Genomic DNA, 14,666 nt, shown 5'->3' on the forward strand with positions numbered 1-14,666 from the left:
TCGGGGTGCAGCTTTGGGCCAAACTGCGAGATCCCCACCCGCGCGGGTGGCGCGGGTCATCCACAGTGCGCGCGGTTCTCCGCAGATTCGCGGGCAGTGCTTCCGCTGGGGCTCTCCGCTCCGCAAACTGCGTCGCATGAGGACGATCAACGCGTTCGCCAGGAACCGGACGAGCGGTCTGTTCACGCGCCGCGAGGTCCTGCAAGCGGGCTTCACCGACAGCGACCTGAGGAAAGCCCCGTGCCATCGGGTGATCCAGGGCGTCTACCGGACGCATCGGACCGCGCTCACGCACGAGTTGCGCTGTCGCGCCGCGGCTCTGGTGCTGCCCGAGGGCGCCGTGATCACCGGGCGGTCGGCGGCGACGCTGCGCGGCGTGCCGCTCGCTCTGTCGACCGATCCGGTCGAAGTCCTGACCTCGGGATGCAAGCGGACCCACGGGATCCGCGCCTGGGGCTTGCGCAGGAGGCCCTTCGAGTACGCGCCGTGGTCGGGAATCCAGCTCGCGACGCCGGAGCGCACCGCTCTCGACCTGCTCGCGAGGCATCCGCTGGAGCGCGGGGTCGCCTACGTGGACGCGCTGCTGCACGCCGGAGTCATCACCGAAGAAGGTCTCGGACGATTTCTCGCCGGACGGCACGACGACGGAATCGTCCAGGCGCGTCGGGCTTTCCAGCTGCTCGACGGGCGCGCGGAGTCGATTCCCGAGTCCGTGCTCCGCGTGCGGCTGGTCCGGGAAGGGCTCAAACCCGTGCCGCAGCTTGAGATTCCCGGCGAGCACGGGACTCCGCTGCGTGGTGATCTCGGTTTCGAGGAGGCGAAGGTCCTCGCCGAGTACGAGGGCGCTTGGCACGCCGACGCGGTCCAATTCGAACGCGACGAGCGACGCAGGCGGTGGTTGCGTGCCAACGGCTGGCTGGTGTTCGTCGTCACCAGCGCGGTTCTGGCGGACCCGTCGGCAACGGCGGTTCACGACATCGCAGATGCCGTCCGCACCCGAAGCAGTTTGGCCTGAAACCCCACGCCCGAGGGGCGTGCGGTTTCAGGCCAAACTGCGACTACTCCTCCGAGTTGGTGTGGGTTCGGGCTCGGACGTTGCGGACCGCGTTGATGAGGAAGGCGGTGAAGACGATCGCCGCGATGCCCGCGCCGGCGCCGCCGATGGCCACGACGATCGCCGGGAGGTCCTTGCGCTGCAGCGCGTCGGCGGCGAGGTGGGTCTCGCCCTTCGGCGGCGGTTGCTTGCCGTGCTCGGCGGGGACGACGTCGGCCAGCGCCGCCTCGGGGTCGATCATCCCGTAGCCGACGATGTCGTTGTTGCCGTCGCGCCCGCCGGGGTGCAGAGCGGTGGTCTTGATCCGCTCCATGATCTCCTCGGCGCTCAGCGTCGGGTGCTTCTGCTTGATCAGCAGCACCAGCCCGGACACGTACGGGGCGGCGAAGCTGGTGCCCTGGATCGGGCCCATCTGCCCGTTCTGGCCCTCGGCGACCTGGGTGGCCAGTCCGCTGCCGCCCACGCCCGGGTCGAGCGCGATGAGGCCTTCGCCCGGCGCGGCCACGTCCACCCACGGGCCGGGCACGTCGAACTCGGAGGGAGCGCCCTGCCGGTTGGTCGAGGACACGGTCAGCACGTAGTCGTCGAACCAGGCGGGAAGCACCGCGGTCGTGGGGTTGCCGGTGGGGTTCTTCTGGCACTGCCCGCCGACGTTGCCGGCGGCCGCGACGACCACGACGTCGGCGTCGTAGGCCCGCCGCACCGCGTTGTGCAGCATCTGGTTGCCGCTGTTGCCGTAGCTCGACGCCTCGGCGATCGACTGGCAGGACGACTGCGAGATGTTGATGACCGAGGCGCCCTCGTCCACCGCGGAGTTGATGGCCTGTGCCATCGTCTCGGTGTTGCCGATGGTCTTGTTCGTCTGCTGGTCCTGGAACAGGCTGGAGGACTGCCGGATGGACAGGACCCTGGCGTCCGGAGCCATGCCCACGTAGGCGTCCTGGCCGGTGGGGTCGGGTTGCGCGGCGATGATGCCGGCGACGATGGTGCCGTGGCCGTCGCAGTCCTGCGCGCCGCGGCCGTCGTTGATGCTGCTCTGCCCGTCCTGCACGTTGGCGAGGCGCGGGTGGTGGTTGACCCCGGTGTCGATCACGGCGGCGGTCATGCCGGCCCCGGTGAGTCCCTGCGCGTGCAGCCGGTCGATGCCCAGGACCTGCTGGCTCCAGGGCTTCTCCTCGATCGCCCCGCCACCGCTGCTGCCCATGCAGGCCTGCTTCTGCGGGTAGTCGAAGGTGTCCAGGGCGCTACCGGTCGTCACCGCCGGGTTCAGCTCCGGCGGCCCGACGGTCTGGGCGAACGCCGGGGCCGTCGGGCCGCCGAGGGCGAGGACGCCCACCGCGGCGCCCATGGCCCCAACACGCTTGAAGCTCATCAACGCCCCTCAGAAGTTGAGGTTGAGGTCGCGAATGGCCATGTAGAGGTCCATCGCGGCGAGTGCCAGCGGCAGCACGAGGGCGATCAGCACGGCCTCGAGGATGTCGACCATCCGCCGCTGCACCGGCGAGAACCGGCGGTTCGGGAACACCACGCCGAAGATGATGGCGAGCATGCCCAGCACCAGCAGCGGCGGGAAGACGTAGGCCACCGAGATCGGGTCGTCGGCGACCTCGTAGAGCAGCCCCAGCGCGATCCCGCCGGAGGCGATCAGGCCGCTGAACAGCAGGGCCAGCGCCTGGCTGCCGTTGGCGTAGTTGCGCCCGCGCAGCAGCAGCACCGCGGCCACGACCACGGCGAACGCCGCGCCCCAGATCGGGCTGGCGGCGGCTGCGGTGATCGCGCCGAGCGCGGCGACCACGCCGCAGCCGATGATCAGGCCGGTCATGTACTGGTGCGCCAGCCCGGTCTGCTTCTCGATCTCCCGGTAGTCCGGGAATCCGCTGTCCTCCTTGAGGTCCTCGGAGCTGCCGGGCACGTGCGGCAGCGGCAGCCGGGCCAGCTGGATGGTGATCCGCGGCAGCAGCGAGATGCCGGCCAGCGCCACGGCGGCGGCGCCGGCGGCCACCCCGGCCGCGTCGGCGTGCGGGACGAGGGTCGCGACGAGGAAGGCCAGCGTGCCGAAGGCCCCTGCGGTGGCGGCGGCGATGAAGGTCACGATGCCCGCGCCGATCACCATGATCGCGATCGAGGCGAAGATCAGCACCAGTGCGCTGCCCAGCAGCAACCGCGGTTCGAGGCTGTTGCCCGGCACGACGTTGAAGCCGCCGACGAAGGCCATCGGCAGCCCGCCCGCGGCGGCGATCACGGTGCCGGTGGTGGGCGCGGCGTAGGCGCGGGTGACGATCGAGCCGACACCGGTGGCGAAGATGGCCACGACCAGCGCGGTCACCGCGGCGATCAGCTGGTAGGCGACGGCGGTGGTGCCCTGCACGTTCTGCGGGTGCAGCATCCCGGCGGGTCCGGCGAGCCCGATGGCGGCGGCCGCGCCGATCATCGCCAGCGAGCCGGCCACGTGCCCGACCCGGGCGGCGGTCTCCTTGGTCCAGGGCCGGTAGCTGCCCGGCTCGGCCTCGGCCAGCGCGTCGACGACGTCGTCGTACAGCGGCGGCGGCGGGTCGTCCGAGCGGCGGCGCAGCTGCAGCATGTCGCCGTCGACCACGCCCTGCGCGGACAGCGATTGGCTGGGGTCGAGCGGGTGGCTCTCGCCGAGCTGCGCCAGGACCCAGCCGCCGTGCCGCGAACCGCCGTCGGGGGACTGCTCGCGCGCGTGTTCCAGCAGCATCGGCAGCAGGTCCGCCACCGATACGTCGGAAGGCAGCGCCAAGTCGATACGCGTTTGAGGCGCCACCACCGTCACGCGGCTGAACACCGTGGTCCCGGTCGCCACTTGGGCCCCCTACTTCCTCAAAGTCATGTTGCCTTCACCTGTCGCGGGCTCGATCCAACCAAGGCCGGATTTCTTTGCGAAACCCACCCGCCCGGTCGGAGAGCGCCCCTAGTATGGCCACACCGACCGTCGACAGGTGACGGGTTTGGTGGAACTCGTGCCAACTGCTTCGTATCTGGTTGGTCACGTCGAGCGGCACCCCGCCGTCCGATGCGGACTGACCGTGAAGAATGGCGCCCGTTCGCGTCCGATGACACGGAAAGGTTGTTGCGTCCGGTGAGCACGCTGCAGTTCAAGCGCCCGCCGCGCCTGGCCGCGCCCCGGCCTCCAGGTGGGGAGGTGCACCTCGAGCCGCCGCCGGAGATCCCGCGCACGGTCCCGGGCAACGTGGTCCAGAAGCTGCTTCCCGCGGTCATGATCGTGGCCTCGCTGGGAATGATGGCCTTCATGCTCACGCGGGCCAGGAACAACCCGATGATGATGATGATGCCGATGATGATGCTCATCTCAACATTCGGGATGATGGCGGGCGGCGGTCGGGACGGGTCGCAGAAGAAGGCCGAGATGAACGAGGACCGCAAGGACTACCTGCGGTACCTCGGCCAGATGCGCGAGCGCGCTCGCGAAGCCGCTGACGAGCAGCGGCTGGCCCGCGAGTGGGTCCACCCGGACCCGCAGTCGCTGTGGTCGATGGCGGCGGGCAGCCGCCGCATGTGGGAGCGCCGACCCAACGACAACGACTTCTGCCAGGTGCGGGTGGGGCGCGGTTCGCAGCGCCTGGAAACCCGCCTGGTGCCGCCGCAGACCGGGCCGGTCGACGAGCTGGAGCCGATCACCACGTTGGCGCTGCGCCGCTTCGTGCGCGCGCACTCGCTGGTGGCCGACCTGCCGATCGCGACCTCGCTGCGCGGTTTCGCCGCGGTCGGCCTGCAGGGCGACCGCGAGCAGGTGCGCGCCCTGGCGCGCGCGATGGTCTGCCAGCTGGCCACCTTCCACACCCCCGAGGACGTGGTGATCGCGGTCGCCTCCAGCGGTCGCGCGCGCCAGGAGTGGGAGTGGATCAAGTGGCTGCCGCACGCGCAGCACCCCACCGAGACCGACGGCATCGGCCAGATGCGCCTGATGTCCGGTTCGCTGGCCAACCTGGAGGCGATGCTGGGCGAGCAGCTGGCCGAGCGCCCGCGCTTCCAGCGCAACGCGGCCCCGCCGGAGGGACAGCCGCACATCGTGATCATCCTCGACGACGCGGAGATCAGCCGGGAGGAGGCGCTCTACGTCGAGGGCGGCCTGGCCGGCGTGACGATGATCGACCTCTCCGACGTGCTGGGCCCGCTCACCGCCCGGCGCGGCATGCGGATGGTCGTCGAGGGCGACCGGATCGGCGCCCGCGGCGGTTCCGGCGTGGAGTGGTTCGGCAAACCGGACTCGCTGACCATGGAGGAGGCCACCGCGCTGTCCCGCCAGCTGGCGCCCTGGCGGATGGCCGCGGGCCAGTCGGCCGACTCCGATTCGGGCGAGTACGAGCCGCTGACCACCCCGCTGAACTACGTCGAGCAGCTGGGCCTGGCCGGCGACGTGGTCACCTTCGACCTCAACGAGGCCTGGCGCCCGCGCTCCCGCGACGACCTCTACCGGGTCGCGATCGGCCCGGGCGAGCAGGGCGAGATCGTCCACCTGGACATCAAGGAGACCGCCTCGGGCGGTATGGGCCCGCACGGCCTGTGCATCGGTGCGACCGGTTCCGGCAAGTCCGAGTTCCTGCGCACGATCGTGCTGGGCCTGCTGGCCACGCACTCCTCGTCGATGCTCAACTTCGTGCTGGTCGACTTCAAGGGCGGTGCCACGTTCAACGGGTTCGACCCGGCGCCGCACGTGTCGGCCAACATCTCCAACCTGGAGGGCGACGGCTCGCTGATCGACCGGATGCAGGACGCGCTGGCCGGCGAGATGAACCGCCGCCAGGAGGTCCTGAACAAGGCGGGCGCGAAGAACGTCTGGGACTACCGCAAGATGGGCGAGGCCGGCGACGAGAACTGCCAGGAGCCGCTGCCCGCGCTGTTCGTGGTCATCGACGAGTTCTCCGAGCTGCTGTCCCAGCAGCCGGAGTTCGCCGAGCTGTTCACCATGATCGGCCGCCTGGGTCGTTCGCTGCAGGTCCACCTGCTGCTGGCCAGCCAGCGGCTGGAGGAGGGAAAGCTGCGCGGCCTGGACTCGCACCTGTCCTACCGGATCGGTCTGAAGACCTTCAACGCCGCGGAGTCCCGCGCGGCCATCGGCGTGCCGGACGCGGCCGACCTGCCCGCCACGGGTGGTCACGGCTACATCAAGCACCCCGAGGGCATGGACCGGTTCCGCGCCGCGTTCGTCTCCGGCCACCTGCACCAGACCAGCGGTCGCCGCCCGGTCATGGGCGGTGGGCCGGCGCCGGTGACCGGCGAGAAGATGCCGAAGCTGTTCATCCCGGACTTCGTGGAGAAGCCGCCGGAGCCGGAGCAGCCGGAGGTCGTCGAGGAGAAGCCCAAGGAAGAGGAGGACGAGCTCCGTCCGACCGACTTCCAGGTCGTCATCAACAAGGTGCACGGCCAGGGCCCGCCGGCCCACCAGGTGTGGCTGCCGCCGCTGGACACCCCGCCGACCCTGGACAGCCTGCTGCCGCCGCTGCAGCAGACCGACGACCGCGGCTACACCGCGGCCGGCTACGCGGGCAGCGGCCGGCTGCAGGTGCCGATCGGCCTGATCGACGTGCCCTACAACCAGCGCCAGGACCCGTTCGTGCTGGACGTGTCCGGGCAGGGCGGTCACGGCGCGATCGTGGGCGGTGTCGGTGCCGGCAAGTCGAACGCGGTGCGCGCGATGATCGCCGCGATGGCGCTGACCCACACGCCGCAGGAGGTGCAGTTCTACTGCGTCGACCTCGGCGGTGGTTCGATCAACGCGCTGCGCGGGCTGCCGCACGTCGGCGCCTACGGTTCCCGCCGCGACCCGGACACGGTGCGGCGCACCGTCGCCGAGCTCAAGGCGGTGCTCTCCGAGCGGGAGGCGCGTTTCCAGCAGCACGGCGTCGAGGGCATGAACGACTACCGCAACCGCAAGCGGCGCGGTGAGTTCGAGGACGACCCCTACGGCGACCTGTTCCTGATCGTGGACGGCTGGCGGACCTTCCGCGAGGAGTTCGAGTCCCTCGAGCAGGACGTGCTGAACCTGGCGGCCAACGGCCTGGGCTTCGGCGTGCACGTGTTCGTCACCGCGACCCGGTGGGCGGAGATCCGCCCGGCGATGAAGGACCTGCTGCAGACCCGCATCGAGCTGCGGCTCGGTGACCCGGGCGAGACGGAGATGCCGCGCAAGGCCGCGCAGAAGGTGCCGACCGGTCGTCCCGGCCGCGGCATGCACGACTCGGCGCTGCACTTCCTGACCGCGCTGCCGCGCGTGGACTCGGAGAACATCGGCGATCGGGTGGGCGTCGAGGCCGAGGCCGCCGAGGCCGAGCGGCGCCCGGCCCGGATGGGCTGGGAGCTCTACAACGACGACGTCTCCGACGGCGTCGCCGACCTGGTCAACCGGGTCAAGAGCTCCTGGCAGGGCCAGCCGGCACCGCAGGTGCGCCTGCTGCCGGAGATGCTGCCGCACAACCAGCTGCCGCGGCCCGAGCAGCAGCCGCACCCGAAGCTGGTGCCCATCGGCATCAACGAGGACGGGCTGCACCCGGTCTACCTGGACTTCAAGGCCGAGCCGAACTTCTACGCGTTCGGCGAGCGGGAGTCCGGGAAGACCGCGCTGCTGCGCAACATCGTCCGCGGCATCACCGAGCGGTACACGCCGAAGGAAGCGCTGATCCTGCTGGTCGACTACCGGCGCTCGATGCTCGGGTTCCTCAACACCGGGCACCTGCTGGAGTACTCGGTCAGCGCCGACCAGCTCAAGTCCAACATCAACGACGTGGTCGGCTCGCTGAAGAAGCGGCTGCCCGGCCCGGACGTCACCCAGGAGCAGCTCAAGAACCGGTCCTGGTGGAAGGGCCCGGAGCTGTTCGTGGTGGTCGACGACTACGAGCTGGTAGCCCCGCAGGGCAACAACCCGCTGGCCCCGCTGGCGGAGTTCATCCCGCAGGCGGCGGACGTGGGTCTGCACGTGGTGCTGGCCCGCAACTCCGGTGGTGCGGGTCGCGCCCTGTTCGAGCCGTTGATCGGCAAGATGCGGGAGACCTCGGCGCCGGGTCTGGCGATGAGCGCGAACAAGGACGACGGCCAGCTGGTCGCCAACATCAAGTCGCGCCCGCTGCCGCCCGGACGGGGGACGCTGGTCAGCCGGAGCCTGCGCGGCGGGCCGCAGCTGATCCAGACCGCGTTCATCCCGCCGGAGTGATCCGCGCGGAGTGATCGAATCGGTAGAACCGCCCCTCGGCCCTGGCCGAGGGGCGGTTCTACCGTGCGGGGTGGCGCGCGGGCGGTGTTGCGGCGGCGACACCGCGCTGTTTTCTTGGCAGGCTTGGGGCGTGCAATGGATTCGCATCACGGCCGCGGCGGCTGTCCTCGCCGCGGTCGCCGCCGTGTTCACCAGCTGCGCGGGGACCTCGGAGGACTTCCAGCCACCGGGATCGCTCGCCGGGGTCGATCCGTGCCTGGTGATGAGCGAGGCCGACCTGCTGCCCTACGGAGTGGTCGGGCCGGGGCAGCCGGCGGACGACGGCGCGGGCCCCGGCTGCCGGTTCGCGCACCCGGAGTACGAGCTGACCATCGCGGTGCACGAGGGGCGGAACCTGGAGTACTGGCAGGACCGCCGCGAGGAGGTCGGCCTGTTCCAGGAGAACGGGCTGGGCAAGCACAAGGCGCTCAAGCTGATCATGGCCGACCAGATCGGGCGCAGCAGGTGCAACCAGGCGCTCGTCGTCGGCTCCGGCTCGCTGAACGTGCGGGTGGACTACCACCCGGGCACGAAGTCCGACGACTACTCGGCGTGCAAGACGGCCTGGGACATCGCGGTCCCGATCGAAGGCCGCCTTCCGTAGGCCGTTCGGGCCGAACCGCGAACCCCACCGCGCTGCGAGGTGCTGGTTGCTGTTCGCGTGGGGCAGCAGGCCTCTTCTCGGCGCAGCGTCTCGCGGGATACTGAACTCGTACGTGCAGCAGTACGAGAGCGAGACGACATGACCGACGCTTTGGTTCGCTGGAAGACGGCTTCGTTCTGCGGCGCTGGGCACGACTGCGTTGAAGTTTCCGTGAAGGGCGATCGGGTCGAGGTCCGGGACTCGAAGGATCGCGGCGGGCCCGTGCTGACCTTCTCGCGCCGGCAGTGGGAAGTCTTCGTGAACAGCCTGCGCGGCTGACGGCGGCGGTTCGGCCGATCGCCGCACGCCCGGACAGGTGCGGCGATCGGCCGAACCCCCTTCACCTGGCCCGAGATGGGGCGGTCCGCCCGAAGTGCGCGGTTCGCCCGCGGAAGGTGGGCCGCACGCGGCCCGCGAGCCTTGTACTCTCCACGCTCGTGATCACTCTGCTGAGTGAAGTGGCCGGAGGCCGCGCGGCCGTCCTCCGGGGAACGAGCAGGAGGATTCTTGTCCGAGCGATGGCTGCTGCCACCGCTGTGGTTCGACCTGTGCTGGGAGATCGGCGGGTTCGGCGAGCACCCCTTCCCGCTCGCCGTGCGCTCGCACGGTGAGACGCGCGACGAGCGCTCGGCTCTCCGGCAGCGCGCCGAGCCCGAGATGGCCGCGGCGGGCCTGCTCGTCCCGGCGGGGCTGAACCCGCGGTTCGCCGATCTGCTGAGCCGAATCGCGAACCCGGGGTTGTGGATCGAGGGCTTGTACCTGGTCGACGACGTCACCGATTCGCCGTGCCGGCTGCTGTCGGTGGCCACCGAGGACGGTGCGCTGCTGATCGTCCAGCAACCCGGCGAGTCCGGGTTCCGCGGCGGTGATCTGCGCATCACCACGCACCCGCGCACCTCGGTGGGCGCGGCCGCGATCCAGGGCCTGCCGCCCGCGCCGCCCGGTGAACGCCCGCGCCTGGCGGTTCCGCTCGCCGACCTGGAGCGGCCGGAACCCGCTGCGGCCGAGGACGCGGCGGAGCCGACCGTCGAGCGCGAGAAGACCCCGGTCGAGGAGCTCCGCGCGTTCACCGAGGTGGACCACTACCGGGACGGCCAGTTCACCGCGAACCTCCGCGATCGCAGCGGCCGAACGCACCGCTCCTCGGTGCTCAAGTGGTTCGACGTCGCCGAACCGGACGGTCGCTACGGCCTCGTCCGAACGGGCCGGGAGCTGGTCCTGTCCGGCCTGAACGCCCAGGACCTGGTCCGAGCCCTGCAGGACCGGGTCGCCGAAGTCCGCTCCGGTTGAGCGGTCCGAACGCGGCGGGTGCGCCGCGGCTCGAAAGCCCTTCCGCCGAGGTGAATTCCGCGGAAGCCGGTCCGGGAGCCCCGCCGGGCTCTCCCGGACGGCCGGGCTCACCAGCGGATTTCTCCCGCGGACGGCGCGCGCCGCGAGGTTCCGCCCGGCTGGGTGTCGCTGCTGGTCGGGTCGGGCGCCTACCCTCTAGGCTGCCTGTCAGGGGGTCAGGCGGTTAGGAGTACTGGGTGTCCCTGCACGTCTCGATCGACTTCGGCACGTCGAGCACTTGCACGGTCGTGTCCGTCGGAGGCGCCGAGCCGCAGGTCGTCGTCATCGACGGTCAGCCGCTGGTGCCTTCCGCGGTGTTCGCCGCCGCCGACGGGACGCTGTTCGTCGGGCACGAGGCCGAGCGGCAGGCCGCGGTGGACCCGTCCCGCTTCGAGCCGCACCCCAAGCGCCGCATCGACGAGGGCGAGCTGCTGCTCGGCGGCAGCGTGTTCAAGGTCGGCGAGGTCATCCGCGCCGTGCTGCAGCGCGCGGTCGGCGAGGCCCGCCGGTTCGCCGGGGGCGCCGCCGTCGATCTGCTGGTGCTGACCCACCCCGCCGACTGGGGTTCGGTGCGCACCGGTGAGCTCCGCCAGGCCGCGCTCGGGCTGGGCAAGGAGATCGTGCTGGTCGCCGAGCCGGTCGCCGCCGCGGTGTTCCACTCCGCCGGGCACGGGCTGCCCGACGGCGGGGCGCTTGCGGTGCTCGACCTGGGCGGCGGGACCGTCGACGCCAGCGTCGTGCGCAAGCAGGGCGCCGCGTTCCAGGTGCTGGCCACGCGCGGCAAGCCGGACTTCGGCGGCGCCGACATCGACCAGGTGCTGCTCGACCACGTCGGCCGCCTGGTGGGCGGCACCGACCCGGACGCCTGGCGCAAGCTGGTAGCCGGCCGCGAGATGGCCGATCGGCGGCGTCGCCGCGTGCTGCGCCAGGACGTGCGCGGGGCCAAGGAAACCCTCTCCCGGCACGCCTACACCGACGTGCCGATGCCGCCGCCGTTCTCCGACGCGCACCTCACCCGCGCCGACCTGGAGAAGCTCGTCGCCGCACCGCTGGCGGCCGCGGCCGACCTGGTGCCCGCCACGCTGCGCGCCGGGCAGGTGCCGCGAGACCGGCTGGCCGGGGTGTTCCTGGTCGGCGGTTCCAGCCGGATCCCGCTGGTGTCGCGCCTGATCCACGAGCGCACCGGGGTGGTGCCCACCACCCTCGACCAGCCGGAGACCGTGGTCGCCAGGGGCGCGCTGCGGGCGGTGCGCCTCGATCCGGAACGCGGCGGGCTCGCGCCCGCGGGCACGTGGGCGGGCACCACCGTGCGCTCGCTGCCTGCGCCCGGGGCTGCCGAGGCGCTGCCCCGGCAGCGCACCGTGGTGCTCGACGACGAGCCGACCAAGCCCGCGCGGGATAACCCGCTGCGCAAGTCCGGGAAGCGCAAGAGGCCCTGGCTGGTCGGCGGTGCGGTGGCCCTGGTGCTCGCCCTCGGGGCGGCCGCGACGCTGTTGCTCACCAGCGGAAACGTCCCGCAGGCCGAGCCGGAGCAGCCCGCCGGGCGGATCGACGCCTACGACTACGGCTTCGCTCATCCCGGGGGCTGGAAGCCCACCGGCGATGGCGATCCGCAGAAGATGCAGACCTTCATCGCCCCGGTCCGCGGCGCGCAGGGCTCGCTGGTGGCCGTCGAGGAGGGGCGGCTGGACTTCGACACCGACAGCGACCGCAGCCGCGCGGTCCAGCAGCTGCACGGCGAGTACCTGGACAGCGTCGGCAACGGCGAGCGGTTCAGCTCGTTCATGCCCTCCACCAGCTTCGCCGGCCGCAACGTCGTCTACTACCGGGAGAACCTGCCGGGCGCGCTCGTGGAGTGGTACACGCTCTACGAAGGTCGGTTCAAGGTGAGCGTGGGTTGCAAGTACTCGCCGGCGGGCAAGGACGAGGTCGTTCGCGCCTGCGAGCAGGTCGTCTCCTCGCTGCGAATCGGCGACTGAGCGCGCCGCGGAATTGTCTTGCGTCACACCGAGGACCGGGCTTCGCGACGGCGCTCTTCGACAGTCCACTGCGGACCGAAAACTGGCCGGAGGTATTGGAGATCGCGATCGCGAACGGTGATCGAGCTCGCCGAACCGGACTTTTCGCAACTGCGAATCGCATTCTGACCAGCGCGTTTCCGTTTCGTCGTTTACAACCGCAACGGCTTGCCCGAAAAGCTGGGACAAGGTGGAACCGGACGTGGCAATGTCTGCGTCGCAGGTTCATCCGGACTTGATACCGAGTGTTTGAAGGGGGTCATCCACCGATGGCTGGAATGGGTGCTGACGTTGAGGCGATCCAGCAGGCTTCGACCGACATCGAAGAGGCTCGCAACGCCGTCGAGCAGGCGCTGAACCAGCTGCACGGCCAGCTCGAGGGCCCGGCGCAGAACTGGAAGGGCCAGGCGGCCGACGTCTTCCGCCGGCTGATGGAGCAGTACCAGGAGAGCGGCAAGAAGATCATCCAGAAGCTGGACGAGCTCGGTCAGAACGTGCAGTCCTCGGGCCGCGACTACGCCGCGACCCAGGAGGAGCAGGCCCAGGAGATCTCCAAGATCACCAGCATGCTGGACGGCTGACCTTCCGAGATCGCAGCACGCGGTTCGCGGACTCCACTTTCTTGATCGACACGCTTTCGAGGGGATAGGCAAATGAGCGAGATCAACGTCAACTTCGCGGAGCTGCAGCAGGCTTCGGATGACCTGCAGCAGGCGGCCCAGAAGATCCAGGCCGAGCTGGACGACCTGGAGAGCAAGATCCAGCGCCTGGTCTCCACCTGGGAGGGCGAGGCCGTGCAGTCCTACCAGCAGGCCCAGGCCGAGTGGGACGCCGAGGCCGCCAAGATGCAGGAGACCGCCGCGAAGATGGGCATGGCCGTGGGCGCGGCCAACGAGGCCTTCCAGGCGGGTGAGAAGAAGAACGCCGGCCGCTTCGGTGGCTGAGCTCACTTCGCTCTGCCCGAGCGATCGGCTCGGTCGTGGCCCCGGTTTCACCGCCGGGGCCACGGTTGTTTCCCCGCCCGCAACGATCTCCGTCGTGCGTGGTCGGACGCGGTCCGACGGGGCGGCCGAGGTGTTGGTCGCGGTATTGCTATAGTAGTTCCGGCGATTGCCAGGTCATGCGTCTCGACCCGCTACCGAGGACCCGTTTTGACCGGGCAAGAAGCCACCAAGTACCCTCATTTTTTGTTGTGCGGTGCGCGGTCGCAGCCCGCGCCACGGGAACGGCCCGCTTCGAGCGAGCGAGTTCCGGGCGGCGGTGCTGACGGACGTGCCGGTTCGATGGGAATGGACCACGGACCGACCGGCGTGATCGAGACGGGCTCCGCACTGACGATTCCGACGCGAACGACGACGAGGTAGACCCGTGCGCACGTACAGCCCGAAGCCCGGCGAGGTGACCCGCGCCTGGCATGTGATCGACGCCGAGGATGTGGTGCTCGGCCGGTTGGCAACTCAGGCCGCGACGCTGCTGCGCGGCAAGCACAAGCCGACCTACGCGCCGCACGTCGACACCGGTGACTTCGTCGTCATCATCAACGCCGACAAGGTGGCCCTCACCGGTAACAAGCGCGACCAGGCGTTCCAGTACCGGCACAGCGGCTACCCCGGTGGTCTGCGCAAGCAGTCCTTCGGCCAGGTGCTCGACTCGCACCCCGAGCGGCTGCTCGAGAAGGCGATCAAGGGAATGCTCCCGAAGAACAAGCTCGGCCGCGCCATGGGCAAGAAGCTCAAGGTCTACGCCGGTCCGGAGCACCCGCACCAGGCCCAGAACCCGCAGCCGTTCGAGATTAAGGCGAAGGTCCAGAAGTGACTGACGAATTCCAGCAGGAAGAGGCAGTGACCGCTGCCGAGGAGACCGCTGCTCCGGAAGAGACCGTCGAGACCACCGAGGTCGCCGAGGCCGTTGCTCCGGCCCCGGTGCCGGTGCCCTCCGGCCGCCCGGTGCAGACCGTTGGCCGCCGCAAGGAGGCCGTTGCCCGCGTCCGGCTGGTTCCGGGCAGCGGTAGCTTCAAGCTCAACGGCAAGTCCCTCGAGGACTACTTCCCGAACAAGGTGCACCAGCAGGTCGTCAAGGAGCCGCTGACCACGGTCGAGCGCCTGGAGAGCTTCGACGTGCTGGGCACCCTGCGCGGCGGCGGGCCGTCCGGCCAGGCCGGCGCCCTGCGCATGGCCATCGCCCGCGCACTGTCGGCGTACGACAACGACGACCGCCCGGCGCTGAAGAAGGCCGGCCTGCTCTCCCGCGACTCCCGGGAGAAGGAGCGCAAGAAGTACGGCCTCAAGAAGGCCCGCAAGGCCCCGCAGTACAGCAAGCGCTGACGCGAGCCTCATCGAGCAACACCTGCGGGAGCAGCGTCCGTCCTCAGTCCGGGGCGGGGCTGCTCCCGCA

At 70.5% G+C, this 14,666-nt stretch carries 12 protein-coding genes; 10 read left to right on the forward strand and 2 right to left on the reverse strand.

Annotated elements, in window-relative coordinates; translation table 11 throughout:
• The first annotated feature begins 136 nt into the window (after positions 1-136).
• Positions 137-1,015: a hypothetical protein gene (locus ACFQRI_RS10000; RefSeq protein WP_380666925.1), complete on the forward strand. Its 879-nt coding sequence runs from the start codon at positions 137-139 to the stop codon at positions 1,013-1,015.
• A gap of 43 nt (positions 1,016-1,058) precedes the next feature.
• On the opposite strand, the gene mycP is transcribed toward ACFQRI_RS10000, so the two are convergent.
• Together mycP and eccD are read right to left on the reverse strand one after the other, a co-directional pair.
• Positions 1,059-2,426 carry a type VII secretion-associated serine protease mycosin gene (gene mycP / locus ACFQRI_RS10005; RefSeq protein WP_380666927.1) on the reverse strand — a complete coding sequence of 456 codons (1,368 nt, stop codon included), beginning with the start codon at positions 2,424-2,426 and terminating at the stop codon, positions 1,059-1,061.
• 9 nt (positions 2,427-2,435) lie between these two features.
• A complete protein-coding gene (gene eccD, locus ACFQRI_RS10010; protein ID WP_380666929.1) occupies positions 2,436-3,878 on the reverse strand; it encodes a type VII secretion integral membrane protein EccD in 1,443 nt (480 codons plus the stop codon).
• Positions 3,879-4,154: 276 nt separating this feature from the next.
• Here eccD and eccCa point away from each other — a divergent pair, with 276 nt between their 5' ends.
• From eccCa to rpsI, 9 genes are all read left to right on the forward strand, one after another.
• Positions 4,155-8,243 (forward strand): type VII secretion protein EccCa, encoded by a 4,089-nt coding sequence (gene eccCa, locus ACFQRI_RS10015; protein WP_380666932.1) that lies wholly within the window; start codon positions 4,155-4,157, stop codon positions 8,241-8,243.
• A 130-nt stretch (positions 8,244-8,373) separates the two neighbouring features.
• Positions 8,374-8,886 (forward strand): hypothetical protein, encoded by a 513-nt coding sequence (locus ACFQRI_RS10020; protein WP_380666934.1) that lies wholly within the window; start codon positions 8,374-8,376, stop codon positions 8,884-8,886.
• A gap of 138 nt (positions 8,887-9,024) precedes the next feature.
• Positions 9,025-9,204 (forward strand): DUF397 domain-containing protein, encoded by a 180-nt coding sequence (locus tag ACFQRI_RS10025; RefSeq protein WP_380666936.1) that lies wholly within the window; start codon positions 9,025-9,027, stop codon positions 9,202-9,204.
• A gap of 228 nt (positions 9,205-9,432) precedes the next feature.
• On the forward strand, positions 9,433-10,215 hold the full coding sequence (locus ACFQRI_RS10030) for an ESX secretion-associated protein EspG (RefSeq protein WP_380666938.1): 783 nt from the start codon (positions 9,433-9,435) through the stop codon (positions 10,213-10,215).
• Positions 10,216-10,451: 236 nt separating this feature from the next.
• Positions 10,452-12,233, forward strand: a complete 1,782-nt coding sequence (locus tag ACFQRI_RS10035) for a type VII secretion-associated protein (RefSeq protein WP_380666940.1) — start codon at positions 10,452-10,454, stop codon at positions 12,231-12,233.
• Between the two features lie 317 nt (positions 12,234-12,550).
• Positions 12,551-12,853: a WXG100 family type VII secretion target gene (locus ACFQRI_RS10040; RefSeq protein ID WP_380666942.1), complete on the forward strand. Its 303-nt coding sequence runs from the start codon at positions 12,551-12,553 to the stop codon at positions 12,851-12,853.
• A 72-nt stretch (positions 12,854-12,925) separates the two neighbouring features.
• On the forward strand, positions 12,926-13,216 hold the full coding sequence (locus tag ACFQRI_RS10045; RefSeq protein ID WP_380666944.1) for a WXG100 family type VII secretion target: 291 nt from the start codon (positions 12,926-12,928) through the stop codon (positions 13,214-13,216).
• A 424-nt stretch (positions 13,217-13,640) separates the two neighbouring features.
• The gene (rplM, locus tag ACFQRI_RS10050) at positions 13,641-14,087 is read left to right on the forward strand and encodes a 50S ribosomal protein L13 (protein ID WP_380666946.1); all 447 of its coding nucleotides are present in this window, start codon (positions 13,641-13,643) and stop codon (positions 14,085-14,087) included.
• A gap of 26 nt (positions 14,088-14,113) precedes the next feature.
• The gene (rpsI, locus tag ACFQRI_RS10055; RefSeq protein ID WP_380667316.1) at positions 14,114-14,596 is read left to right on the forward strand and encodes a 30S ribosomal protein S9; all 483 of its coding nucleotides are present in this window, start codon (positions 14,114-14,116) and stop codon (positions 14,594-14,596) included.
• The last annotated feature ends 70 nt before the right edge of the window (positions 14,597-14,666 follow it).

This window comes from Saccharopolyspora griseoalba, from assembly GCF_042665275.1.
GTDB classification, from domain to species: domain Bacteria; phylum Actinomycetota; class Actinomycetes; order Mycobacteriales; family Pseudonocardiaceae; genus Saccharopolyspora; species Saccharopolyspora griseoalba.

Coding starts and splice junctions, on each gene's coding strand:
- ACFQRI_RS10000 (WP_380666925.1), top strand. CDS start 137: ATGAGGACGATCAACGCGTTCGCCAGGAACCGGACGAGCGGTCTGTTC.
- mycP (WP_380666927.1), bottom strand. CDS start 2,426: ATGAGCTTCAAGCGTGTTGGGGCCATGGGCGCCGCGGTGGGCGTCCTC.
- ACFQRI_RS10025 (WP_380666936.1), top strand. CDS start 9,025: ATGACCGACGCTTTGGTTCGCTGGAAGACGGCTTCGTTCTGCGGCGCT.
- ACFQRI_RS10040 (WP_380666942.1), top strand. CDS start 12,551: ATGGGTGCTGACGTTGAGGCGATCCAGCAGGCTTCGACCGACATCGAA.
- ACFQRI_RS10045 (WP_380666944.1), top strand. CDS start 12,926: ATGAGCGAGATCAACGTCAACTTCGCGGAGCTGCAGCAGGCTTCGGAT.